Source organism: Kitasatospora sp. NPDC094019 (assembly GCF_044764505.1).
Classification (GTDB): Bacteria; Actinomycetota; Actinomycetes; order Streptomycetales; family Streptomycetaceae; genus Kitasatospora.
Window position 1 is genome coordinate 295,129 of the sequence record NZ_JBIWIF010000006.1, and the last position, 21,545, is coordinate 316,673.

Annotated in this window: 22 protein-coding genes; 4 read left to right on the forward strand and 18 right to left on the reverse strand. The window is 74.2% G+C overall.

All coding sequences use genetic code 11. The annotated features are described in order from the left end of the window. The first annotated feature begins 151 nt into the window (after window positions 1-151). Window positions 152-1,168, forward strand: coding sequence for an NADP-dependent oxidoreductase (locus ACIQ9P_RS16135; protein WP_402355408.1), 1,017 nt, complete (start codon window positions 152-154; stop codon window positions 1,166-1,168). Here ACIQ9P_RS16135 and ACIQ9P_RS16140 read toward each other — a convergent pair. Then, complete coding sequence (locus ACIQ9P_RS16140) at window positions 1,165-2,016, reverse strand: sigma-70 family RNA polymerase sigma factor (protein ID WP_402355410.1); 852 nt, start codon at window positions 2,014-2,016, stop codon at window positions 1,165-1,167. The genes ACIQ9P_RS16135 and ACIQ9P_RS16140 overlap by 4 nt on opposite strands. Before the next feature lie 75 nt (window positions 2,017-2,091). Here ACIQ9P_RS16140 and ACIQ9P_RS16145 point away from each other — a divergent pair, with 75 nt between their 5' ends. Next, window positions 2,092-2,760 (forward strand): FMN-dependent NADH-azoreductase, encoded by a 669-nt coding sequence (locus ACIQ9P_RS16145; protein WP_402355412.1) that lies wholly within the window; start codon window positions 2,092-2,094, stop codon window positions 2,758-2,760. Between the two features lie 49 nt (window positions 2,761-2,809). Here ACIQ9P_RS16145 and ACIQ9P_RS16150 read toward each other — a convergent pair whose 3' ends face one another. From ACIQ9P_RS16150 to ctaD, 5 genes are all read right to left on the reverse strand, one after another. After that, on the reverse strand, window positions 2,810-3,211 hold the full coding sequence (locus ACIQ9P_RS16150; RefSeq protein ID WP_402355414.1) for a YccF domain-containing protein: 402 nt from the start codon (window positions 3,209-3,211) through the stop codon (window positions 2,810-2,812). A 131-nt stretch (window positions 3,212-3,342) separates the two neighbouring features. Then, window positions 3,343-3,531 (reverse strand): hypothetical protein, encoded by a 189-nt coding sequence (locus ACIQ9P_RS16155; protein WP_162497194.1) that lies wholly within the window; start codon window positions 3,529-3,531, stop codon window positions 3,343-3,345. A 60-nt stretch (window positions 3,532-3,591) separates the two neighbouring features. Then, window positions 3,592-4,542: a M48 family metalloprotease gene (locus tag ACIQ9P_RS16160; protein ID WP_402355416.1), complete on the reverse strand. Its 951-nt coding sequence runs from the start codon at window positions 4,540-4,542 to the stop codon at window positions 3,592-3,594. 10 nt (window positions 4,543-4,552) lie between these two features. After that, window positions 4,553-4,993, reverse strand: coding sequence for a BlaI/MecI/CopY family transcriptional regulator (locus ACIQ9P_RS16165; RefSeq protein ID WP_402355418.1), 441 nt, complete (start codon window positions 4,991-4,993; stop codon window positions 4,553-4,555). 61 nt (window positions 4,994-5,054) lie between these two features. Beyond that, a complete protein-coding gene (gene ctaD / locus ACIQ9P_RS16170) occupies window positions 5,055-6,749 on the reverse strand; it encodes a cytochrome c oxidase subunit I (RefSeq protein WP_402355846.1) in 1,695 nt (564 codons plus the stop codon). A 235-nt stretch (window positions 6,750-6,984) separates the two neighbouring features. Here ctaD and ACIQ9P_RS16175 point away from each other — a divergent pair, with 235 nt between their 5' ends. After that, window positions 6,985-7,461 (forward strand): hypothetical protein, encoded by a 477-nt coding sequence (locus ACIQ9P_RS16175; RefSeq protein ID WP_402355420.1) that lies wholly within the window; start codon window positions 6,985-6,987, stop codon window positions 7,459-7,461. Between the two features lie 60 nt (window positions 7,462-7,521). Here the strand turns inward: ACIQ9P_RS16175 and ACIQ9P_RS16180 are convergent, their stop codons facing one another. Next, window positions 7,522-8,499 (reverse strand): DMT family transporter, encoded by a 978-nt coding sequence (locus tag ACIQ9P_RS16180; RefSeq protein WP_402355422.1) that lies wholly within the window; start codon window positions 8,497-8,499, stop codon window positions 7,522-7,524. Here ACIQ9P_RS16180 and ACIQ9P_RS16185 point away from each other — a divergent pair. Beyond that, entirely contained in the window at window positions 8,498-9,967 is a 1,470-nt protein-coding gene (locus tag ACIQ9P_RS16185; protein WP_402355424.1) for a PLP-dependent aminotransferase family protein, read from the forward strand. The two genes, ACIQ9P_RS16180 and ACIQ9P_RS16185, sit on opposite strands and share 2 nt — an antisense overlap. 27 nt (window positions 9,968-9,994) lie before the next feature. Here ACIQ9P_RS16185 and htpX read toward each other — a convergent pair whose 3' ends face one another. The 11 genes from htpX to ACIQ9P_RS16240 form a co-directional block, all read right to left on the reverse strand. Further along, window positions 9,995-10,855 carry a zinc metalloprotease HtpX gene (gene htpX, locus ACIQ9P_RS16190; protein WP_402355426.1) on the reverse strand — a complete coding sequence of 287 codons (861 nt, stop codon included), beginning with the start codon at window positions 10,853-10,855 and terminating at the stop codon, window positions 9,995-9,997. A gap of 152 nt (window positions 10,856-11,007) precedes the next feature. Further along, window positions 11,008-12,612 carry an NADH-quinone oxidoreductase subunit N gene (locus ACIQ9P_RS16195; protein WP_402355428.1) on the reverse strand — a complete coding sequence of 535 codons (1,605 nt, stop codon included), beginning with the start codon at window positions 12,610-12,612 and terminating at the stop codon, window positions 11,008-11,010. Between the two features lie 47 nt (window positions 12,613-12,659). Next, entirely contained in the window at window positions 12,660-14,216 is a 1,557-nt protein-coding gene (locus tag ACIQ9P_RS16200) for a NuoM family protein (RefSeq protein WP_402355430.1), read from the reverse strand. Window positions 14,217-14,272: 56 nt separating this feature from the next. Beyond that, on the reverse strand, window positions 14,273-16,315 hold the full coding sequence (locus ACIQ9P_RS16205) for an NADH-quinone oxidoreductase subunit L (protein ID WP_402355432.1): 2,043 nt from the start codon (window positions 16,313-16,315) through the stop codon (window positions 14,273-14,275). Continuing rightward, the gene (gene nuoK / locus ACIQ9P_RS16210; RefSeq protein ID WP_402355434.1) at window positions 16,312-16,689 is read right to left on the reverse strand and encodes an NADH-quinone oxidoreductase subunit NuoK; all 378 of its coding nucleotides are present in this window, start codon (window positions 16,687-16,689) and stop codon (window positions 16,312-16,314) included. Before nuoK ends, ACIQ9P_RS16205 begins: the two co-directional genes overlap by 4 nt. After that, window positions 16,689-17,405, reverse strand: a complete 717-nt coding sequence (locus tag ACIQ9P_RS16215) for an NADH-quinone oxidoreductase subunit J (protein ID WP_402355436.1) — start codon at window positions 17,403-17,405, stop codon at window positions 16,689-16,691. The genes nuoK and ACIQ9P_RS16215 overlap by 1 nt, the downstream gene beginning before the upstream one ends. After that, window positions 17,402-17,980: a NuoI/complex I 23 kDa subunit family protein gene (locus ACIQ9P_RS16220; RefSeq protein ID WP_402355438.1), complete on the reverse strand. Its 579-nt coding sequence runs from the start codon at window positions 17,978-17,980 to the stop codon at window positions 17,402-17,404. Before ACIQ9P_RS16220 ends, ACIQ9P_RS16215 begins: the two co-directional genes overlap by 4 nt. Continuing rightward, window positions 17,977-18,936, reverse strand: a complete 960-nt coding sequence (gene nuoH, locus ACIQ9P_RS16225) for an NADH-quinone oxidoreductase subunit NuoH (RefSeq protein ID WP_402355440.1) — start codon at window positions 18,934-18,936, stop codon at window positions 17,977-17,979. Before nuoH ends, ACIQ9P_RS16220 begins: the two co-directional genes overlap by 4 nt. Beyond that, window positions 18,933-20,165 (reverse strand): NADH-quinone oxidoreductase subunit C, encoded by a 1,233-nt coding sequence (locus tag ACIQ9P_RS16230; RefSeq protein WP_402355442.1) that lies wholly within the window; start codon window positions 20,163-20,165, stop codon window positions 18,933-18,935. The genes nuoH and ACIQ9P_RS16230 overlap by 4 nt, the downstream gene beginning before the upstream one ends. Further along, the gene (locus tag ACIQ9P_RS16235; RefSeq protein WP_402355444.1) at window positions 20,162-20,815 is read right to left on the reverse strand and encodes an NADH-quinone oxidoreductase subunit B; all 654 of its coding nucleotides are present in this window, start codon (window positions 20,813-20,815) and stop codon (window positions 20,162-20,164) included. Before ACIQ9P_RS16235 ends, ACIQ9P_RS16230 begins: the two co-directional genes overlap by 4 nt. Then, the gene (locus ACIQ9P_RS16240; protein WP_350561717.1) at window positions 20,806-21,222 is read right to left on the reverse strand and encodes an NADH-quinone oxidoreductase subunit A; all 417 of its coding nucleotides are present in this window, start codon (window positions 21,220-21,222) and stop codon (window positions 20,806-20,808) included. Before ACIQ9P_RS16240 ends, ACIQ9P_RS16235 begins: the two co-directional genes overlap by 10 nt. Window positions 21,223-21,545: the final 323 nt, after the last annotated feature.

Here is a 21,545-nt window from a genome sequence, read left to right on the forward strand (position 1 = left end):
ATCGATTCCGTTCATGGAACAGGCCCATCCATCGACGGCGGCCCCTGCCCGGCCGCCCACCGGCTCCCTACGGTGATCATCACCGACCGCGCCGGTCAGCACCGGTCGGCGCTCACCGGCACAGCCCCGTTCGCACACCCCTGGAGCCCCCGTGTCCCGCCCCACCGCCCGCGTCGTCCACCTCGTCTCCCGGCCGACCGGCGAGCCCACCGCCGACAACTTCGCCTTCCTCGACGAGACCGTCCCGCCCCTCGCCGGCGGCGAGGCCCTGGTCGAGAACATCCACCAGTCCGTCGACCCGTACATGCGCGAGGAGATGGACGCGACCGGCGGCTGGCAGCTGCACGCTCCGCTGGAGGGCCGCACCCTGGGCCGGGTCGTCGAGTCCCGGACGCCCGCGCTGCCCGTCGGCACGCTCGTCCACCACCGCCGGGCCTGGCGCACCCTGTCCGTGGTCACCCCGGACGAGGCGACCGTCCTGCCGGACTTCGCGGGCGTCCCGCTCAGCGCCCACCTCGGCATCCTCGGCGGCACCGGGCTGTCCGCCTGGGTCGGCCTGACCCGGATCGCCCGACTGCGCCCCGACGAGACCGTCTTCGTCTCGGCGGCCGCCGGCGGCGTCGGCACCGCCGCCGGCCGGATGGCCCGGCTGCTCGGCGCCGGGCGGATCGTCGGCAGCGCCGGCTCGGCCGCCAAGGTCCAGCACCTCACCGAGCGGCTCGGCTTCGACGCCGCCTTCGACTACCACGAGGCGCCGATCGCCGACCGGCTGCGCGAGGCCGCCCCCGACGGCCTGCACGTCTACTTCGACAACGTCGGCGGCGACCACCTGGAGGCCGCCATCGACGCCCTGCGCGACGGTGGCCGGATCGCCTGGTGCGGGGCGGTCGCCCAGTACAACAGCCTCCAGGCGCCGCCGCCCGCGCCGCGCAACCTCTTCGACGTGGTCGGCAAGAGCCTGCGGCTGGAGGGCTTCCTGGTCCGGAACCACCTCGACGCCCGCCCCGAGCTGTACGACTTCCTGGTCCCGCACCTGCGCTCCGGCGCCGTCCGCTCGGACGAGACGGTCGTCCGGGGCTTCGAGCACGTCGTCGACGCCTTCCTCGGCATGCTCAAGGGCGCCAACACCGGCAAGATGATCGTCCAGCTCGCCGACGAGCCGCGCTAACCGGCCGACCGGTCCAGCAGCGAGACATCCGCCGCCGCCAGCCGGGCCGGGTCCGCCACCACCTCGAACCCCGCCACCCGCCCGGCCACGACCTCGAACCGCAGCAGCAGCCGCAGCCGCCCGTCCGGCGCGATCGCCACCGCGAGCCCGCCGTCCGCCAGCACCGGCACACCGAACCGTGCCCGCCGTCCGATCACCCGCGTCTCCCGGGCCACCGCCCCGGCGCCGCGCAGCAGCACCGGCCGCCCGGCGGGCAGGGCGGCCGGGTCGGCCCGGCGCACCACCTCCGGGGCGAGCACGGCCAGCAGCGCGTCCAGGTCGCCCCCGCGCGCGGCGGCCAGGAACGCCTCCACCACCTGGCGGTCCCCGGTCCCCCGCGCCGCGTCAGCCCCCTTGACCCGCTGCCTGGCCCGGCTCGCCAGCTTCTTCGCGGCCGCCGTGTTCCGCCCGACGATCCGCCCGATCTGCTCGAACGGCACCGCGAAGCCGTCGTGCAGCACGAAGGCGACCCGCTCCGCCGGCCCCAGCCGGTCCAGCACCACCAGCATCGCCCGGCCCACCTCCTCGACCAGCTCCGCCTCCGCCTCCGGGCCGTCCACCACCTCCTCGACCGCCACCGGGACCGTCCGCCGCCCCCGCAGCAGGTCCAGGCAGATCCGCGACACCACCGTGGTCAGCCATCCCGGCAGGTTCTCCAGCTCCGCCGCGTCCACCCGCTCCAGCCGCAGCCATGCCTCCTGCACGGCGTCCTCGGCCTCCGCCGTCGACCCGAGCATCCGCCGCGCCACCGCCCCCAGCCTCCCCCGCTCGGCCTCGAACCGCACCGCCAGCTCCTCGCGCCCGTCCATCGGTCACCTTTCCGTCCGCGCCCTCGTCACGGGACTGACGATGCCCACTCCCCGAAGGTGACCAGGAGCCCTCCCATGTCCGCATTGCTCCACCTCGACTCCAGCGCGAGCCCGTTCGACGGTTCCGTCAGCCGCCGTCTGACCGCCCGCTTCGCCCGCGCCTGGACGGCCCGCCACCCGGACGCCGGCTACCGCCACCGCGACCTCGCCGCCGACCCGGTGCCCCTGATCGGCCCCGGCTACGCCTCCCTCGGCATCCGCGTCGAACGCCACGGCGCCCCCGTCCCGCTCACCGACGTCCCCTCCTTCGCCACGACCCCGTCCGAACAGCACGAGTGGTCGCTCACCCACCCCCTGATCACCGAGCTCCACGCCGCCGACACCCTGCTGCTCGGCGTCCCGATGTACAACTTCACCGTCCCGGCCGCCCTCAAGGCGTGGATCGACCGGATCACCTTCCCCGGCGCCCACACCGGCCGCCTCACCGCCACCCGCGTCGTGGTGGTCACCGCCCGCGGCGGCGGCTACGGCCCCGGCACCCCGCGCGAACCCTTCGACTTCCAGACCCCCTACCTGCGCGCCTGGTTCACCGAACACCTCGGCGTCCCGGACGCCAACCTCCGCTTCGTCCACGCCGAACTCACCCGCGCCGCCGACATCCCCGCCCTCACCCCCTACCGCGCCCTCGCCACCACCTCCCTCAGCAGCGCCCGCACCACCCTGACCGCCCTCGCCGACGCCTGAGCACGCCGAAGGGCCGGCGGGAACACCCGCCGGCCCTTCCTCGCGTTCGTTACCGCCCGCCCCACGGTTCGTCGGTCGACACGATCTCCCGCCCCAGCGGCGTCAGCGACACCGGGATGAGCTTGAGGTTCGCCCACCCGAACGGGATCCCGATGATCGACAGGAACAGCGGAATGCTGGTGATCAGATGCATCAGCGCCAGCCACCACCCCGCGCACACCAGCCAGATCACATTGCCGACGCACGACGGCGCCCCGGCGTCCGGCCGCTCCACGGCCTTGCGCCCGAACGGCCAGATCACGAACCCGGCCAGCCGGAACGACGCGATGCCGAACGGGATGGTGATGATCAGGATGCAGCAGATGACGCCGGCGATCACATAGCCGATCGCCATCCAGATGCCGCAGAAGATCAGCCAGATCACGTTGAGAACGAAGTCGATCACCTTCATGTCCGGCACCCTCTCACGCGCGACGACTGCCCCCTACGACCCCGATGCCCGCCGGGCTGCGTGTCTACGCGTTCGAATGCCGCATCTCAGGGACCACTCCGGGTACCGCCCCTCCTCGGGGTGGAGACTCGTCAGCGCTTGCGGGCGCGGTGCTCCCGCAGGAGCGCGGTGAGGCGGGCCGGGTCGGCGGCGCCGTTGAGCTCGGCGAGCAGCGCGTCGGGGCAGAGCTCGTAGTGGTCGCCCCACCAGCGGCCCGCCTTGTTGTCCCGGATCCGGTAACCGCCGGGAACGCCCCGGGCCACATAGCGACGTCCAGCCATGGAGCGGACAGTAGAACGGGCGCGGGGCCGGGCGCCACTCCCTTCTCGGCCGGAGAGGGGTCAGAGCGGCGTGACGGCCTTGAGGATGAGGAGGAGGGCGACGGCCGCGTTGAGGGCCGAGAGCGCGGAGGCGGCGGTGCCGAGGGCGGCGACCAGGGCGGCGAGGCCGGCGGGGGTGCGGGCGGGGGGCCAGTTGCGGGCGGTGGGGACCGGGCCCAGGAGGGCGGCGACCCGGCGCGGGACGGGGCCGGGGGCGGCGAAGGCGGGGAACACCGCGAAGGCGGCGGGGGTCGTGCGCGAGGCGAGAGCGGCCCGGGCGACGGCGCGGGCGGTGATCCGGCGATCACCGACGGCCTGCGCGGACTCCTCGTCGGCCCAGCGCTCCGCGCTGTAGGCGACCGCCCGCTGGAGCGGCCGCAGGAACGGGTTCACGCAGCCGGCCAGCTGGGTGGCCAGCAGGTGGCGGTGGTGCCGGTGGGTCAGGTGGGCGCGCTCGTGGGCGAGCAGTGCGGCGCGCTCGTCCTCGGCCAGGCCGTCGAGCATGCCGGTGGAGACGACCACGCGCCCGGGCGAGCGGGGCGATCCGGGCAGCGCGTAGGCGTACGGGGCCGGGTCGGGCAGGAGCGCGACGTCGGAGGCGGCGGGCAGGGCCCGGCCGAGGGCGCGCCGGGCGCGGGCGCGGACCCGCAGGTGCCGGACGAGGGTGCGGCCGATCGCGAGCAGGACGACGGCGAGCGCGATCAGCGCCGCCGTGCCGACCGTCTCGTGGTAGGGCAGGGCGTCCCTGACCTCCGGGTCGGACCAGCTGTCGGGGAGCGGGTTGCCGGGGAGCTGGGCGGTGCCGACGACGCCGATCAGGCCGAGGCTGACCGCGCTGCACAGCGCCATCACGATGCTGAACCCGGTGAGCAGCCGGGCGGCGCCGCGCGGGTGGAGGTGCTGCTCGGTGAGGCGGGCGATGGGCAGCGCCGTCAGCGGCAGGACGAGCGGGAGGAAGACGAAGAAACCCACGGTGAGGAGGTCAGCCTTCGCGGTCGGGGGCCGGGGCGGTGGCGCTGTCGAGCAGCGTGCGCAGCAGTTCCTCGTCGTGCGGCAGCAGGGCGGTGACGAAACTGGCGAGCACGGCGTCCCGGTCGGGTTCGCCGTCCAGGACGCGGCGCATCCGCAGCGCGGCGAGGCCGGCGGCGTCCGAGGACGCCTGCCAGAGGTAGGAACGGCCGGCCCGGGTCCGGGTGACGGCGGCCTTGGTGTGCAGCCGGGAGAGGATGGTCATCACGGTGGTGTAGGCGAGGTCGCCGTCGAGGCGTTCCTGGACCCAGCCGGCGGTGGCGGGACCGGGTGCGCGCTGGAGCACCGCCAGCACCTGGGCCTCCAGTTCGCCCTGGCCGCGCCGCCGGGCCCGCGGGTCGCCGGCCACCGGGGCGTTGGTGTCCTCTGCGGTGTCCGCGGTGTCCTCTGCCATGCCGGTCATCCTAACGAGAGGGCGCGGAACCCGGGCCGACGGGAGGGCGCGGGGCCGGGACTCAGCGCTGTGGTTCGCGGACGTTCCGCCGCCGGTCGAGTTCGGCGATCTCCGGGTGGTGGAGGTCGAAGGCGGGCGACTCGGAGCGGATCCGGGGCAGGGTGGTGAAGTTGTGCCGGGGCGGCGGGCAGGAGGTGGCCCACTCCAGCGAGCGGCCGTAGCCCCACGGGTCGTCGGCGGTGACCCGTTGCCCGTACCGGGCGGTGTGCCAGAGGTTGTACAGGAACGGCAGGGTGGAGACGCCGAGCAGGAAGGAGCCGATGCTGGAGACGGTGTTGAGGGTGGTGAAACCGTCGGTGGCGAGGTAGTCGGCGTAGCGGCGGGGCATGCCTTCGGCGCCCAGCCAGTGCTGGACCAGGAAGGTGCCGTGGAAGCCGGTGAAGAGGGTCCAGAAGTGGATCCGTCCGAGCCGCTCGTCGAGCATCCGGCCGGTGAACTTGGGCCACCAGAAGTGGAAGCCGGCGAACATCGCGAACACCACGGTCCCGAACACCACGTAGTGGAAGTGGGCGACGACGAAGTACGAGTCGGAGACGTGGAAGTCGATCGGCGGCGCGGCCAGCAGCACGCCGGTGAGGCCGCCGAAGAGGAAGGTGACCAGGAAGCCGACCGTCCACAGCATCGGCGCCTCGAAGCTGAGCGAGCCCTGCCACATGGTCCCGATCCAGTTGAAGAACTTCACCCCGGTGGGCACCGCGATCAGCATCGTCATGACCGCGAAGAACGGCAGCAGCACCTGTCCGGTGACGAACATGTGGTGCGCCCAGACGGTGATCGACAGGCCGGTGATGGCGACGGTCGCGGCGATCAGGCCGGTGTAACCGAAGACCGGTCTGCGGCTGAACACCGGGATGATCTCGGTGACGATGCCGAAGAACGGCAGCGCGATGACGTAGACCTCCGGGTGTCCGAAGAACCAGAACAGGTGCTGCCAGAGCAGCGCCCCGCCGTTGGCCGCGTCGAAGGCGTGGGAGCCGAACCGCCGGTCGGACTCCAGGCAGAGCAGCGCGGCCGCCAGGACCGGGAAGGCGAAGAGCACCAGGACGGCGGTGAGCAGGGTGTTCCAGACGAAGATCGGCATCCGGAACATCGTCATCCCGGGTGCGCGGAAGCAGACGATGGTGGTGACGAAGTTGACCGAGCCGAGGATGGTGCCGAAGCCGGAGAAGGCCAGGCCCATGATCCACAGGTCGGCGCCGACGCCGGGGCTGTGCTCGGCGCTGTTGAGCGGAGCGTACGCGAACCAGCCGAAGTCGGCCGCGCCGTCCGGGGTGAGGAAGCCGTAGACGGCGATCAGCGAGCCGAACAGGTAGAGCCAGTAGGCGAGCGCGTTCAGCCGGGGGAAGGCGACGTCGGGGGCGCCGAGCTGCAACGGCATGATCCAGTTGGCGAACCCGGCGAACAGCGGGGTCGCGAACATCAGCAGCATGATCGTGCCGTGCATGGTGAAGAGCTGGTTGAACTGCTCGTTGGAGAGCAGTTGCAGCCCGGGGCGGGCCAGCTCGATCCGCATCAGCATCGCCATCAGCCCGCCGACCAGGAAGAACACGAAGGCGGTGGTGAGGTAGAGGGTGCCGATCCGCTTGTGGTCGGTGGTGGTCAGCCAGCCGACCAGGGCGCGGCCCCGGCGGCGGCGGGCGGCGACGCGACGGCGGTCGAGCCGCGGGGCGCGGGAACGGCGCGGGGGCTGCTCCACTGGGTCCTTCGGCAGGAGAGTCACGTGCCGCGCCTTCCAGGTCCGGGGCAGGGGTCGGACCAGCAGTACCGGCCGGTGCCCCGGGGCGGCCGGGGGCGCGCGGGGCGGGTCACCCGAACAGGTGCGGTCCGGTTGCCGGGGTGCGGGCGGGGTCGGACGGTCGAAGTCCGTACGTCTCTCCGCACGCCTGTCCGGGGCGCCTGTCGGGCCCCGGCGTCCGGTTCTGGAGGAATCCATGAGCAGCAGCAGCACATCGTCCCCGCCTCCCGACCAGCCGCCGCCCTGGCGCTCCGGCACGGACCGGCCGTCGTCGGGCTCGCACGGGGAGTTCCGTGACTGGGCGCCCGGCTTCGTGGTGTTCGCGGGTGTCCTGATGCTGATCAACGGCATCATGGAGGTCCTGCGGGGCATCATGGCGGTCCACGAGGACGAGGTCTTCGTGAGCACCGCCCGCTACGTCTTCCGGTTCGACCTCACCGGCTGGGGCTGGATCCACATCGTCGTCGGCGCGCTGGTGGCGCTGGTCGGCGCGTTCCTCCTCAAGGGCGCCGCCTGGGCCCGCTACGCCGGTATCGCCCTCACCGCGGTGAGCGCCGTCGACAGCTTTCTGGCGATGCCGTACTACCCGGGCTGGTCGATCGTGGTGATCGCGCTGGACGTCTTCATCATCTGGGCGCTGTGCGTCCACCGGCCCGACGCCGCCGGGCACTGAGCCCGCCGGCGGGCCCTCGGTGGTGTCCGGACCCGGACCGGGGCCGGACACCACTGTGCGTCAGACCCGTGCCCGCTGGGTGAGCGCGATGCAGAGCAGCACCACCACGGCCGTCACCGGCGCCGCCGCCGGCAGCACCTCGCCGAGCAGCAGCACCGACCAGACCAGCGTCAGCAGCGGCTGCGCCAGCTGGAGCTGACTGGCCCTGGGCACGCCGATCGCCGCCATCCCCCGGTACCAGACCACGAACCCGCCGAACTGCGACACCAGCGCCGTGTACGCCAGCCCGGCCACCGCCTTCCCGCCGAGCTCCACCGGTTCGGCGGGCAGCGCCAGCGCCGTGGTCAGCGCGGTGACGGGCAACGCCACGACCACCGCCCAGGCGATCACCTGCCAGCCGGGCAGCTCCCGGGAGATCCGCCCGCCCTCCGCGTACCCGGCCGCGCAGACCAGCAGCGCCGCGAACAGGCAGAGGTCGGCGAGGCCCGGCCGGCCGTGGCTCTGCAGCAGGGTGAAACCGAGCACGGCCACCGCCCCGGCCAGGGCCGCGCCCCAGAACAGCCGGGACGGCCGGGCGGCGGAGCGGCCGGCCCGGAGCGCGGCGACGGCCGCGGTGGCCAGCGGCAGCACGCCGATGACGACCGCCGAGTGCGCGGTCGAGGAGGTGCGCAGGGCCAGCGTGGTGAGCAGCGGGAAGCCGAGGACGCAGCCCGCCGAGACCACCAGCAGGCCGGGCCAGTGACGGCGCTCGGGCAGCGGGACGCGGGCCGCCGCCAGACAGAGCGCGGCGAGCACCCCGGCGAGCAGGCCGCGCAGGCCGGTCGCCGTCCACGGACCGAAGCCGGTCAGTGCCCAGGCGGTGGCGGGGAAGCTGAAGGAGAAGCAGAGGACGCCCAGGGCGGCCTGCGCGGTACCGGCGGATCCCCTGCCCCCGGGTGCGGCGGCGGCCGGGGCCGGGCCGGTGGCCGGGGCCGGGGGCGTAGTAGCGGGCCCGACCGCTATCGCGGAAGCGAGGGTAGCGCTATCTTGTGCTCTCATGAGTGAGCGTAGCAGTGTGACCGAACTCGCCGACAGTCTGCGGCGGGAGGTCGAGCGCTACCCGGAGGGACGGAAGCTGCCGTCGAGCCGGGCCCTGATGGAACGCCACCAGGTCAGCCCCGGCACGGTCTCCCGCGCCGTCGCCGTCCTCGCCGCCGAGGGACTCGTGGTCTCCCGCCCCGGCGCCGGGGTGTTCCGCGCGGCGGCGTTCAGGACCGCCCCGCCGGCCGGCGTCCGCCGGGCTCCGTCCGGCACCGCCCGGCCCGGGGACCTCTCCTGGCAGGAGATCGCCCTCAGCAGCGAGACCGGACCGCGCGACCTGCTGGCCGCCCCGGTGTTCGCCACCCTGCGCGTGCCGCCGCCCGACGTCATCGACCTCAACAGCGGCTACCCGCACGCCTCGCTGCTGCCCGAACGGCTGCTCGCCGCCGCCCTGGCCCGGGCCGGGCGCCGCCCCGGCGCCTGGGAGCGCCCGCCCACCGACGGCCTCACCGAGCTGCGCGGCTGGTTCGCCCGCGACATCGGCGGCCACGACGGGCCGATCGCCACCGGGGACGTCCTGCTCACCTCCGGCGGGCAGAGCGGCCTCACCGTGGCGATGCGCTCACTCGCCGCGCCCGGCGCCCCGGTCCTGGTGGAGTCGCCGACCTACCCGGGCATCCTCGCGGTCGTCCGGGCGGCCGGGCTGCGGCCCGTCCCGGTACCGGTCGACGCCGACGGCGTCCGCACCGACCTGCTGGAGGAGGCGTTCGAGGCCACCCGGGCGCGGGTCTTCGTCTGCCAGCCGCTGTTCCAGAACCCGACCGGCGCGGTGCTCTCCCCGGAACGCCGGGCCGAGGTGCTCCGGATCGCCCGGGCGGCCGGGGCGTTCGTCGTCGAGGACGACTTCTCCCGGCTCCTGGTCCACGCCGACGCCCCCGCCCTGCCCCGGCCGCTCGCCGCCGACGACCGTGACGGGGTGGTGGTGCACCTGCGGTCGCTCACCAAGGCCGCCTCGCCCAACCTGCGGGTCGGCGCCCTCACCGCGCGCGGCCCGGCCCTCGCCCGGCTGCGGGCCACCCAGGTGGTGGACAGCTTCTTCGTGCCCCGGCCGCTCCAGGAGGCGACGCTGGAACTCGTCGCCGACCCCGGCTGGGCCCGGCACCTGCGCGCGCTCGGCACCGAGCTGCGCGACCGCCGCACCGCCGCCGTCGCCGCCCTGCACCGTGAGCTGCCGGGCGTGCTCGGCGACTACCGCCCCGGCGGCTACCACCTGTGGCTGCGGCTCCCGGAGGGCGTCGACGACGGCGTGCTCACCGCCGCCGCCCTGCGGGCCGGCGTCCAGGTGACGCCCGGCCGCCCGTACCACCCGGCCGAGCCGCAGGCCGCCCACCTGCGGCTCAGCTACGCCGCCGCCGAGAGCTCCGCCCAGGTGGTGGAGGGCGTCCACCGGCTCCGGGAAGTGCTGGACGCGGTCATGACGGGCTGACGACCGCCGGGTGCCCGCGCCGGGCCGCTACCGGTGGCCGGCCATCCGCTCCAGCCGGGCGATCCGCTCGGCCATCGGCGGATGGGTCGAGAACAGCCTGGTGCCGGCCTCGCCCGGCCGGAACGGGCTGGCGATCATCATGTGGCTGGCGGTCTGGATCTGCGGCTCCGGCGGCAGCGGCAGCTGCCGGGTGCCCGCGTCCAGCTTGCGCAGCGCGCTCGCCAGGGCGAGCGGGTCGCCGGTGATCCGGGCCCCGTCGGCGTCGGCCTGGTACTCGCGGGAACGGCTGACCGCGAGCTGGATCAGCGAGGCCGCGACCGGGCCGAGGATCATGATCGCGAGCAGCCCGAACAGGCCCGGCCCGTCGTCGTCGTCACCCCGGCCGAACGGGATCAGCCAGGCGAAGTTCACCAGGAACATCACCACCGAGGCGAGCGCCCCGGCCACCGAGGAGATCAGGATGTCCCGGTTGTGGACGTGGCTCAGCTCGTGGCCGAGGACACCGCGCAACTCGCGCTCGTCGAGCAGCTGCAGGATGCCGTCGGTGCAGCAGACCGCCGCGTTGCGCGGGTTGCGGCCGGTGGCGAAGGCGTTCGGGGCCGGGGTGGGCGAGATGTAGAGCCGGGGCATCGGCTGGCGGGCCGAGGTGGAGAGCTCCCGGACGATCCGGTACAGCCGCGGCGCCTCGATCTCGCTCACCGGGCGGGCCCGCATGGCGCGCAGGGCGAGCTTGTCGCTGTTCCAGTAGGCGTAGGCGTTGGTGCCGAGGGCGACCAGCAGGGCGATCACGAAGCCCGTACGGCCGAAGAAGGAACCGATCACCAGGATCAGCGCCGAGAGGCCCCCGAGCAGGGCGGCGGTCCTCAGTCCGTTGTGCCGGCGATGCACGGGTGGCCCTCCAATGGTGCGTGGGGAAGCCCTTTCTGCCTCGTCCCTCCTGCCCGGTCAACGGGTGGGGGACGGGGCCTTGTTCCCTTGTGACCGGCACGACACCCGACCGGGGGACCCGGCCCCGCCCCGGCGCGCCCGCCGGACGGGGTTCAGAACAGTGAACCGCCGACCACCTGGAGCACCAGCTGCGGGGCCGCCGAGAGCACCACCGCGACGGAGGCGGTGAGGCCGAGGGTCGCGGTCAGCGACACCGGCAGACGGCGCTCGGGGCCCGTCCCGGCGGCCGCGCCCGGGCGGTCACCCTCCCCCTCCGCGCCCGGAACCGTCACCGGGGCGGCGGCCGGGGCCGTCTCCGGGGCCGGGGCGAACAGCACGGCGGTCCAGCGCAGGTAGTAGTACAGCGCGACGACCACGTTGACGGCCATCACCACGGCGAGCCAGCCCAGCCCCGCGTCGACGGCGGCGCGGAACACCACGACCTTGCCGAACAGCCCGATCACGCCCGGCGGCAGCCCGGCCAGGCAGAGCAGGAAGAACGCCAGCGCCAGCGCCGTCCAGCGGCGCCGGGCGAACAGCCCGCGGAAGTCGTCCACACCGGCCTCGGAGCGACGGCCGACCGCCGCCACCACGCCGAAGGCGCCCAGGTTGACCACGCCGTAGATCAGCGCGTACGCGGCGGTGGCGCCCAGCGGGTCGGTCGTGGTGGGCGCGTAGCCGGCCGCGGCCAGCGGCACCAGCAGGTAGCCGGCCTGACCCACCGAGGACCAGGCGAGCAGCCGGACCGCGCTGTACCGGGTGTCGAAGCGCTGGCGCAGCGCGCCCGCGTTGCCGACCGTCATGGTGACGGCGGCCAGCACCGCCAGCACCAGGCCCCAGGTGTGGGCGTACGGGCGGAAGGCGATGGTGGTGACCAGCGCGAGTCCGGCCAGGCCGGCCGCCTTGCCGACCACCGAGAGGTAGCCGGCCACCGGCAGCGGGGCGCCGGTGTAGGTGTCCGGCACCCAGAAGTGGAACGGCACGGCGGCGACCTTGAAGGCGAAGCCGGCCAGGGTGAGCACGGCGCCCGCCTCGGCCAGCGGCTTCAGCTGCGCGGGGGCGTGCTCCAGTCCGGTGGCGACGGCGCCCAGGTGCAGGCTGCCGCTCGCCGCGTAGACGAAGCCGATGCCGAGCAGCATCACGGCGGTCGCGGTGACCGAGGACAGGAAGAACTTGAGCGCGGCCTCGGCGCCCCGGCCGTCCCGGCGCAGCGCGACCAGGGCGAAGGCGGGCAGCGACGCCACCTCCAGGGCGATCACCAGGGTGGCGAGGTCGCGGGAGGCGGGCAGCAGCGCGGCGCCGGTGGCACTGGAGAGCAACAGGAACCAGTACTCGCCGCCGGGCAGCTCCTCGCGCTCCACCGTGTGGGCGGACAGCAGGGCGGCGATCAGCGCGCCGCCGAGCGCGAGCAGCTGGAAGACCAGGGCGAAGTGGTCGGCGACGTAGGAGCAGCCCGCGTTGTCAGTGGCCCCTGTTACGTTCTGCGCACAGAAGGTGGCTCGGGGTGATCCACCGGTGAGCGGGAGGAGCGAGACGATGGCGAGGGCGAGTGCGGCGGCGGTGAGCCGGCCCAGCCACCGCTTGTGCCGCGCGGGCAGGAAGAGGTCGGTGACCAGCACGGCGAGGGCGGCCAGCGCGGCGATCAGCGGGGGCGCGATCGCCACCCAGTCCACGGACTGGATCAGGCTGCCCGGGTTGGCGACGGCGAGGGAGGTCACAGTGGTCTGCCCCGTGGAGTGAGATCCGAGTGCGGTGCCGAGCATGGTCAGCCACCGCCGAGCAGGTGCTTGACGGCGGGGTCGGAGAGGCCGAGCAGGAGCGCGGGCCAGAGACCGGCGAGCAGGGTGAGGGCGGCCAGCGGCGTCCAGCTGACGGCCTCGTAGGGCCGGAGGTCGGCGAGCTCGGCCACCGGCGCGGGCTGCTTCGGATCACCCATGCAGACGCGCCTGACCACGATCAGCAGATAGGCGGCGGTGAGGAGGGTGCCGAGACCGGCCAGGACCATGTAGGTGACGAAGGCGGGGCGGGAGAGGCCCTCGGCCGGGTCGAACGCGCCGAACATCGCGAGCAGCTCGCCCCAGAAGCCGGCCAGACCGGGCAGGCCGAGGCTGGCGACGGCGGCGAAGGCGAGCAGCGCGCCGAGCCTGGGCGCCCGTCCGTAGAGTGCGGCGCCGGTGGCGCCGGCCAGGGTGTCGAGGTCCGCCGTGCCGTAGCGGTCCTTGAGCGCCCCGACCACGAAGAACAGCAGGCCGGTGATCAGACCGTGCGCGATGTTGGCGAACAGCGCGCCGTTGACCCCCACCGGGGTGAGGGAGGCGATGCCCAGCAGGACGAAGCCCATGTGGCCGACGGAGGAGTAGGCGATCAGGCGCTTGAGGTCGCCCTTGGCACCGGTCCGGGAGAGCGCGAGGCAGGCCAGCGAGCCGTAGACGATGCCGACGGCGGCGAACGCGCCCAGGTAGGGGGCGAGCGTCGTGGTGCCGTCGGGGACGACCGGGAGGAGGACGCGGACCAGGCCGTAGGTGCCCATCTTCAGCATCACGCCGGCGAGCAGGACGGAGCCCACCGTCGGGGCGGCCGTGTGCGCGTCCGGGAGCCAGCTGTGCAGCGGCCAGGCGGGGGCCTTGACCGCGAGCCCGATCATGATCGCCAGCGCGGCGATCACCTGGGTGGAGTGGCTCAGGCCGGAGCCGTGGGCGGCGGCGAGGGCCTGCATGTCGAAGGTGCCCGCCTTGAGGCCGACCAGCAGGAAGCCGAGCAGCATCACGGCCGAGCCGAGCAGCGTGTACAGGATGAACCGGTTCGCGGCCGGCACCTTCGCGCCGCTGCCCCAGCGGGCGATCAGGAAGTACATCGGGATCAGCACGATCTCGAAGGCCAGGAAGAAGAGCACCAGGTCCAGCACCGCGAAGGTGGCCAGCATGCCCACTTCGAGGAGGAGGAACAGCCCGGTGAAGGACCGGGCGGAGGGCACGTCCGGCCCCGACGGCAGCCGCCGCTCGGAGTACAGCGCGCAGAGGAAGGTGAGCAGCGAGGTCAGCACCAGCAGCGGCAGCGAGACGCCGTCCACACCGAGGTGGAAGCGCACCCCGACGGCCGGGATCCAGGCCACGTCGGTGGTGGCCTGCATCCGGGCGGGCCGGTCGTGGTCGAAGCCGGCGGCCAGGGCGACGGTGAGCACCAGGACGGCACCGGACACCACCGTGCCGAGGCGCAGCGCGCGCCGGTCGGCGGCGGCCGGGTCCGGGCCGAACACCGGGGCCAGGGTGAGCGCGGCACCGAGCAGCGGCAGCGCCAGGAGGGCGATGAGGACCGCGTTCATCGGGGACTCCTAGCGGCAGCCGCGGCAACGGGCGGGGACGGGAGGTACGGCATCGGCTACACCGCCACCAGGACGGCGAGCAGGACGACGCCGGCGAGCAGCGCGCTGAGGTAGGTCTGCGCGTTGCCGGTCTGGGCGAGCCGGACGACCCGGCCGAGCAGGTCGGCCCCGGCGCCGCCGCCGCGCACGTACGTCTCCACGACCTCGCGGTCGAGGAAGCGGACGAGCCGGGCGGCGGCCTCGACCGGGCGGACGAACAGCGCGCTGTAGAGCCGGTCGACGCCGAAGCCGTGCCGGGCCGGGCCGAACAGCGGGCCCAGCAGGGCGCGCCCGGGGTCGGCGACGATCACCTCGGCGGCCGGGGCTCCGGACTGCTCGGGCACCCGGCCGGGCTCCGCCGGGCCGGGCAGGCCCTCGGTGGCCCGGGCGGTGGCCGAGCGCCAGGCGCCGTAGGCCAGCAGCACACCGACCACGGCCAGGCCGGTGCCGGTGACGGCGGTGACCGCCGAGGGCTTCAGCGGGCCGCCGTCCAGCAGCGCGGGCAGCCAGTCCGAGCGCAGGCCGGCGATGCCGAAGCCCATGGTCGGGACGGCCAGCACCCACAGCGGCCAGCGCATCGCGGGCGGTTCGGCGACGGCCGGGTCGGCCTCGTCCGGCTCGGGCGAGTACGGTGCGTCGGGCTCGTGGCCGCCGGCCGCCGGGGCCCCGGTCACGACGGGAACCGCCGCGCCGGCCGGGCTGTGGAAGGCCACCAGGAAGAGCCTGGTCGCGTACGCCGCCGTGAGCAGCGCGGTGAGCCCGGCCGAGATCAGCACGATCCAGCCGGCCGCCTGCGGTACCGCCGAGGCCGGGCCGAGGCCGTTGGTCAGCGCGTCGCCGTTGGCGGCGTGCTCGGCGGCGGTCAGCACCGCCTCCTTGCTGAAGAAGCCGGAGAACGGCGGCAGGCCGACCAGGGCGACCAGGGCGATCGCCGTGGTCCAGTAGGCGTCCGGGACGCGCTTGCGCAGCCCGGGGATCCTGGACATCGCGGAGATCGAGTTGGTGTGCGCGGCGTGGATCACCACACCGGCGGCGAGGAACAGCAGTGCCTTGAACGCGCCGTGGCTGACCAGGTGGAACACCGAAGCCTCGCGGTCGCCGCTCGCCAGCGCCCCGGCCATGTAGCCGAGCTGGCCGACGGTCGAGTAGGCGAGCACCCGCTTGAGGTCGTCCTGCGCCAGCGCGCAGAGCGCCGAGCCGATCATCGTCACGGCGGCCATCACCGCCAGGACCACCAACGCCGCCCCGGACAGCAGGAAGACCGGCAGCAGCCGGGCCACCAGGTAGATGCCGGCGGCGACCATGGTGGCGGCGTGGATCAGCGCGGAGACCGGCGTCGGACCGGCCATCGCGTCCGGGAGCCAGGTGTGCAGCGGGAACTGCGCGCTCTTGCCCGCCACCCCGGCCAGCAGGAGCAGTGCGACCAGGGTCGGGTGGCCGAGCCGCCCGTCGGTGGCGGCCCGCAGCACGTCCTCGATCCGGAAGCTCCCGGCGTCGGCGCCGAGCAGGAAGATGCCGAACAGGAACGGCACGTCGCCCAGCTTCGTGACCAGGAACGCCTTCAGCGAGGCGGAGCGGGCGTCCTCGGTCTCCCAGTGGTGGCCGATGAGGAAGTACGAGCAGATGCCCATGACCTCCCAGCCGACCAGCAGCACGATCAGGTCGCCCGAGTACACGACCAGGAACATCGCCGCCGTGAAGAGCGAGACCAGCGCCGCGTACGAGGGGTAGCGCGGATCGTCCTTGAGGTAGGCGGTCGAGTAGACCTGGACGCAGGTGGCGACCAGGCCGACCAGCACCGAGATCAGCGAGCTGTAGCCGTCCAGGTGGATCGCGAGCGAGATGTCCGGGCCGCCGGTCGGGGTGAGCCGGGTGGCGGCGTCCAGCGCCTGGCCGGTGCCGAGCTGGATCGCGACCACCAGGGCGAGCACGGCCGAGACCGCGACCGGCACGATCGCCAGCGGCCGGGCCAGGCCCGGGGAGCGGCGGCCGACGGCCAGGGTGGCGGCCGCGCCGAGCGCGGGCAGGGCGGGGACGAGGGCGGGCAGAGCGAGGTTCATGCGGCGGCCCGGCCCTTCGGCGCCCCGGTCCCGGCCGGCGCCTCCTCGACGTCGGCGGTGGCTTCGGCGGGGTCGCCGAGCACGGTGGCCCGGTCGATGTCCGCCGTGCCCCGGGCCCGGAAGAGCAGCAGGACGATGGCGAGCCCGAGCCCGATCTCGGCGGCGGCGATCGTGATGGTGAACAGGGTCAGCGCCTGGCCGGCGTGCAGCGAGTCGCGCAGCCAGGCGTCGAAGGCGACCAGGTTGAGGTTGACGGCGTTGAGCATCAGCTCGACGGACATCAGCACCAGGATCACGTTGCGCCGGGCGAGGACGCCGTAGACGCCGACGCTGAACAGCAGCGCGGCGAGGACGACGGGGTAGGCGAGGTGCATCAGCTCTCCTCCGCCGGAGCGGTCTCGGGGGCCCCGGCCGGGGACGCGGGGGCCTTCGCCCCGGGCGCGGCGGCCGCGCGTTGGGCGACCGTCCCGTTGGAGCCCACCGGCCGGCCGGCCCGGATCCGCCCGGCCCGGGGCGGCGGCACCCGCTTCCCCGCGCCGCGCGACAGCACGATGGCGCCGACCAGCGCGGCCAGCAGCAGCACCGAGAGCGCCTCGAAGGGCAGCACCCAGGTGCGGAACAGGCTGGCCCCGGTCACCGCGGCCGAGCCGCCGCCCGCGCCGAGGTCGATCCAGGACGTCCGGAAGGCGTCCACGACCAGCGTCACCAGGGTCCCGGCCGAGGCCAGCGCGACCACCAGGGCGACCCAGCGGTTGTTCGAGTCGGCGTCCGGCGAGCGCCCGATCGGCGCCTTGGTGAGCATCAGTCCGAACAGCACCAGCACGACCACCGAGCCGAGGTAGATCAGCACCTGCACCCAGGCGATGAACTCGGCGGTGAGCAGCAGGAACTCCACCGCCAGCCCGCCGAGCGCGGCGACCAGCCAGAGCGCGGCGTGCACCAGTTGCCTGGTCGTCACGGCGACCACGGCCGAGCCGAGCACGGCGACGCCGACCAGCAGGAAGACGATCTCCACCCCGGTCGGGGAGAGGAAGGAGCGCGCGGCCGGGTCCAGCGGCCCGGTCGCGGCGAGCAGGGCGGCGGCGCTCACGCGGTGTCACCCTTCTCCTCGGCGGGGTCGGCGGGGTCGGCGATGGCCGCGGCCGCGGCGGCCACGAGCTTGTCGGCGGCCTTCCGCGCGGCGGCGATCTCCTTGGGCTCCTCGGCCGCCGGGTCCAGCGCCGGCGGCACCGGCACCGTCCACATCCACTCCCGGAGCCGGTCCCGCTCGTGGGTCAGCTCCAGGATGTCGGTCTCCGCGTACTCGAACTCGGGCGACCAGAACAGCGCGTCGAACGGGCACACCTCGATGCAGATCCCGCAGTACATGCAGAGCGAGAAGTCGATGGCGAACCGGTCCAGCACATTGCGGGTGCGGGCGCGCGCGTTCGGGTCGGCGGCCGGCAGCGTCTCCTTGTGGGAGTCGATGTAGATGCACCAGTCCGGGCACTCACGGGCGCAGAGCATGCAGACCGTGCAGTTCTCCTCCAACAGCGCGATCACCCCGCGCGAACGGGGCGGGAGCGCGGGCTGCGTGTCGGGGTACTGCGCGGTGACGGTCTTCCTCGTCATCGTCCGCAGGGTGACGGCCAGGCCCTTGGCCAGCCCCGCACCGGGGAAACTCATGAGATCGCCACCTTGATGATGCCGGTGAGGGCCAGCTGGACGAGGGCGAGCGGGATCAGCACCGTCCACGCGAAGCGCATCAGCTGGTCCTCGCGCAGCCGGGGGTAGGTGACCCGCAGCCAGATGACCACGAAAGCCAGCGCGAAGGTCTTCAGCAGGGTCCACAGCCAGCCGAGCTGGTCCGGCAGCGGGCCGTGCCAGCCGCCGAGGAACAGCACCGCGGTCAGCGCGCAGACCACCAGGATGCCCACGTACTCGGAGAGCAGGAACAGCGCGAAGCGCAGCCCGGTGTACTCGGTGTACGCGCCGAAGATGATCTCCGAGTCGGCGACCGGCATGTCGAACGGCGGGCGCTGGAGCTCGGCCAGACCGGCCGTGAAGAACACGAAGGCGCCGATCGCCTGCCACGGGATCCAGTACCACTCCCAGGCGTCCACGATCCCGGGCAGCGAGAGCGTCCCGGCGGCCATCACCACCGAGGCCGCGGCGAGCACCATCGGCAGCTCGTAGGACATCAGCTGCGCGGCCGTGCGCAGACCGCCGAGCAGCGAGAACTTGTTGGCCGAGGCCCAGCCCGCCATCAGCTTGCCGATCACACCGACACCCATGACGGCCAGCACGAAGAACAGGCCGGCGTCGATCGCCTGCCCGACGAAGCCGTCCGGGCCGACCGGGACCGCCAGCAGCACGAAGAGGTACGGCAGCAGCGAGACGGCGGGGGCCAGCTGGAAGATCCGGCGATCGGCCCCGGCCGGGACGATGTCCTCCTTCTGCGCGAACTTCACCCCGTCCGCGATCAGCTGGGCCCAGCCGTGGAAGCCGCCGGCGTACATCGGGCCGAGCCGGCCCTGCATGTGCGCCATCACCTTGTGCTCGGTCTGGCCGATGACCAGGGGGAGGGTGAGGAAGACGACCAGCGTGGCGACGCAGCGCAGCACCGTGTCCAACAGGTTCACGCGCCGTCTCCGTCCTGGCCGGCCGACTCGGCCGGTGGCTCGCTCGTCTTCCGCTCCCCGGCGGCGGGCCGGTCCGAGGGCTCGGTGGGCCCGGCGGGCCCGGGCGAAGGCTCGGTGGCCGCGGTGGGCTCGGGCGGGGACTGCTCGGCGCGCTCGCCCGGAGGCTCCGCCGACCCGCCGGCCGACTCGCCCGCGGGCCCGTCGTGGGCCGGCACCGGGTTGTGCCAGGGCGCGTCTGAGGACCGGGTCCGGGACGGCGCGGTCCGCGCGGGCCCGGCCTCCGGAGCGTCGGCGGCCGCACCGGCCTCCGTCTGGCTCACCGAGCCGTCGGAGACCGACCTGGTCCGCCGGGGCCGGTCCGCCCGCACCGGCGGCGCGGCAGCTCCCTCCACGGCGGCACCCTCGACCGGGAGCCCTTCCGCGGGGACGCTCCCGGCGGCGGCTCCCGCGGCCGGAGCGGCGGCCGCCTGGCTCGCCGACCCGTCGGAGACCGACCTGGTCCGGCGCGGACGGTCCGCCCGCACCGCGGCGTCCTCGGCCCCGGCAGCGCTCCCGGTACCCGCCGCGCTCGCCCCGGCGGCCCCGGCCGCGCCCGCGGCGGCCCGCGGCGTCCGGGCCGCGCCGGCCGCCCTGGCACCCCGGGCGGGACGCTCGGCGACCGGCGGCAGGGTGCCCTTGAGCGGCCCCCACTCGTTCGGGTCCGGCACCCCGGCCGGCTGCATCTTGCGCCGCGCCGGCCCGTCGCCCTCGGACTCGCCCGGCTCCTTGGCTCCCGGCCACGCCTTGGCGACCCGGGCCGCGAGCACGAACTCCTTGCGCAGCGGGTGCCCCTCGAAGCCGTCCGGCAGCAGCAGGGTGACCAGGTGCGGGTGCCCGGGGAAGTCGATGCCGAACATCTCGTGCGTCTCGCGCTCGTGCCAGGCGGCCCCGGCGTACACGGCGACGGCGGTCGGCAGCGCGGCCCCGGCGCGCGGCACCCGGGTGCGCACGGCCAGGTGGCGCACGCCGGGGGCGTCGACGGCGGCGAGATGGGCGACCACCGAGAAGCCCTCGGCGAGCTCGTCGACGGCGCTGAGCCAGTCGAAGAAGGTCAGGCCGAGGGTGTCCCGGGCCGCCGTGAGCGCCTCGATCCAGTGCTCGGCGGGCACGTCGACGGTGATCAGCCCGTATGCCTCGGCGCCGGTCGCCCACTCCCCGACCGACGCCGCGTACTGCTCGGCCGTGGTCACGAGACCCCTCCCTCGACGGTGCCGGCCTCGGGCCCGGGCACCGGCGGACGCCGCAGCGCCGCCGCGGGCGCGGCGTAGCGCTCGGGCAGCGACTCGGCGGCGATCTTCTCCTGGAGCTTGAGGATGCCCTGGAGCAGTGCCTCGGGACGCGGCGGGCAACCGGGCACGTAGACGTCGACCGGGATGATCTGGTCGACGCCCTTGGTGACGGAGTAGGAGTCCCAGTACGGGCCGCCGGAGTTGGAGCAGGCGCCGAAGGAGATGACGTACTTCGGCTCGGGCATCTGCTCGTAGAGACGCTTCACGGCGGGCGCCATCTTGTCGGTCACCGTCCCCGAGACGATCATCAGATCGGCCTGTCGGGGGCCCGGCGCGAACGGAATGACACCCATCCGGATGAAGTCGTGCTTGGCCATCGACGCCGCGATGAACTCGATCGCGCAGCAGGCGAGGCCGAAGTTGAAGCACCAGAGGCTGTAGCGCCGCCCCCAGTTGAGCACCACTTTGACCGGGTCCGGCGCCAGCCGGGCCAGCGGGCCGATGGCGCGCCGCTCCACGGCGGCACCGGGGTTCGACGGGTCCGGCACGCCCAGCGGAACCGGACCGCCGGCGGCGCCGTGCCCGTGCGAGTGGGTGTGCGTCACGTCCATTCGAGAACGCCCTTCTTCCAGGCGTAGAGCAGGCCGACCGCGAGGAAACCGATGAAGACGAACATCTCGACCAGCGTCCCGGCGCCGTACCCGGCGGAGGCGAAGACGGTCGCCCACGGGAACAGGTAGATCGCGTCGACCGCGAAGATCACGTACAGGAAGGCGTAGACGTAGTAGCGGACCTGGGTGTGCGCCCAGTCCTCCCCCACCGGGTCCACGCCGCACTCGTAGGCGAGGAGCTTCTCCGGCGAGTACACCACCGGGCGGAGCAGACGGTTGGCGGTGAACGCCACCGTCACGAAGAGCACGCCGACGACGGCGAGCAGGCCCATCGCGGCGTACGCGTCGAAGTAGCCGCTGCCGGCCGCCGGGTCGGCCGCGACCGAAGCCGCCCGCTGCCCCACCATGCCTCGCCTCCACATCGGCCGCGGAACCCGCCCCTCGGGGCGGTTCTACGACGTTCCTTTACGCGCCCACAACCATCGCCAGTGCGTGAGTCTAAGTGCACGGCCCCCGTGCCCGGCATCCTGCCCGGTCCGCAAGACATCCGATGGACGGCCGGTGGACACCCGGCGGCACACGGCGGTCGTCCCGTCGTCACCCGGCGGTCCCCGGGCGTCCTGCGGACCGGGGTGGGGATAACCCCCGACCGGGGAGACGTATCACCCCCATGGCCCCGCCCGCCCCCGACCGGCGAAGCTGGGGGCACAGCTCGACCGAGAGGGACGGT

Excerpts from the sequence above, each read along its gene's own strand:
- ACIQ9P_RS16140 (WP_402355410.1), bottom strand. The coding sequence starts at position 2,016 with ATGGACGGGCGCGAGGAGCTGGCGGTGCGGTTCGAGGCCGAGCGGGGG.
- ACIQ9P_RS16145 (WP_402355412.1), top strand. The coding sequence starts at position 2,092 with ATGTCCGCATTGCTCCACCTCGACTCCAGCGCGAGCCCGTTCGACGGT.
- ACIQ9P_RS16150 (WP_402355414.1), bottom strand. The coding sequence starts at position 3,211 with ATGAAGGTGATCGACTTCGTTCTCAACGTGATCTGGCTGATCTTCTGC.
- ACIQ9P_RS16155 (WP_162497194.1), bottom strand. The coding sequence starts at position 3,531 with ATGGCTGGACGTCGCTATGTGGCCCGGGGCGTTCCCGGCGGTTACCGG.
- ACIQ9P_RS16165 (WP_402355418.1), bottom strand. The coding sequence starts at position 4,993 with ATGGCAGAGGACACCGCGGACACCGCAGAGGACACCAACGCCCCGGTG.
- ACIQ9P_RS16175 (WP_402355420.1), top strand. The coding sequence starts at position 6,985 with ATGAGCAGCAGCAGCACATCGTCCCCGCCTCCCGACCAGCCGCCGCCC.
- ACIQ9P_RS16185 (WP_402355424.1), top strand. The coding sequence starts at position 8,498 with ATGAGTGAGCGTAGCAGTGTGACCGAACTCGCCGACAGTCTGCGGCGG.
- ACIQ9P_RS16180 (WP_402355422.1), bottom strand. The coding sequence starts at position 8,499 with ATGAGAGCACAAGATAGCGCTACCCTCGCTTCCGCGATAGCGGTCGGG.
- ACIQ9P_RS16200 (WP_402355430.1), bottom strand. The coding sequence starts at position 14,216 with ATGAACGCGGTCCTCATCGCCCTCCTGGCGCTGCCGCTGCTCGGTGCC.
- ACIQ9P_RS16205 (WP_402355432.1), bottom strand. The coding sequence starts at position 16,315 with ATGAACCTCGCTCTGCCCGCCCTCGTCCCCGCCCTGCCCGCGCTCGGC.
- nuoK (WP_402355434.1), bottom strand. The coding sequence starts at position 16,689 with ATGCACCTCGCCTACCCCGTCGTCCTCGCCGCGCTGCTGTTCAGCGTC.
- ACIQ9P_RS16220 (WP_402355438.1), bottom strand. The coding sequence starts at position 17,980 with ATGAGTTTCCCCGGTGCGGGGCTGGCCAAGGGCCTGGCCGTCACCCTG.
- ACIQ9P_RS16235 (WP_402355444.1), bottom strand. The coding sequence starts at position 20,815 with ATGGACGTGACGCACACCCACTCGCACGGGCACGGCGCCGCCGGCGGT.
- ACIQ9P_RS16240 (WP_350561717.1), bottom strand. The coding sequence starts at position 21,222 with ATGGTGGGGCAGCGGGCGGCTTCGGTCGCGGCCGACCCGGCGGCCGGC.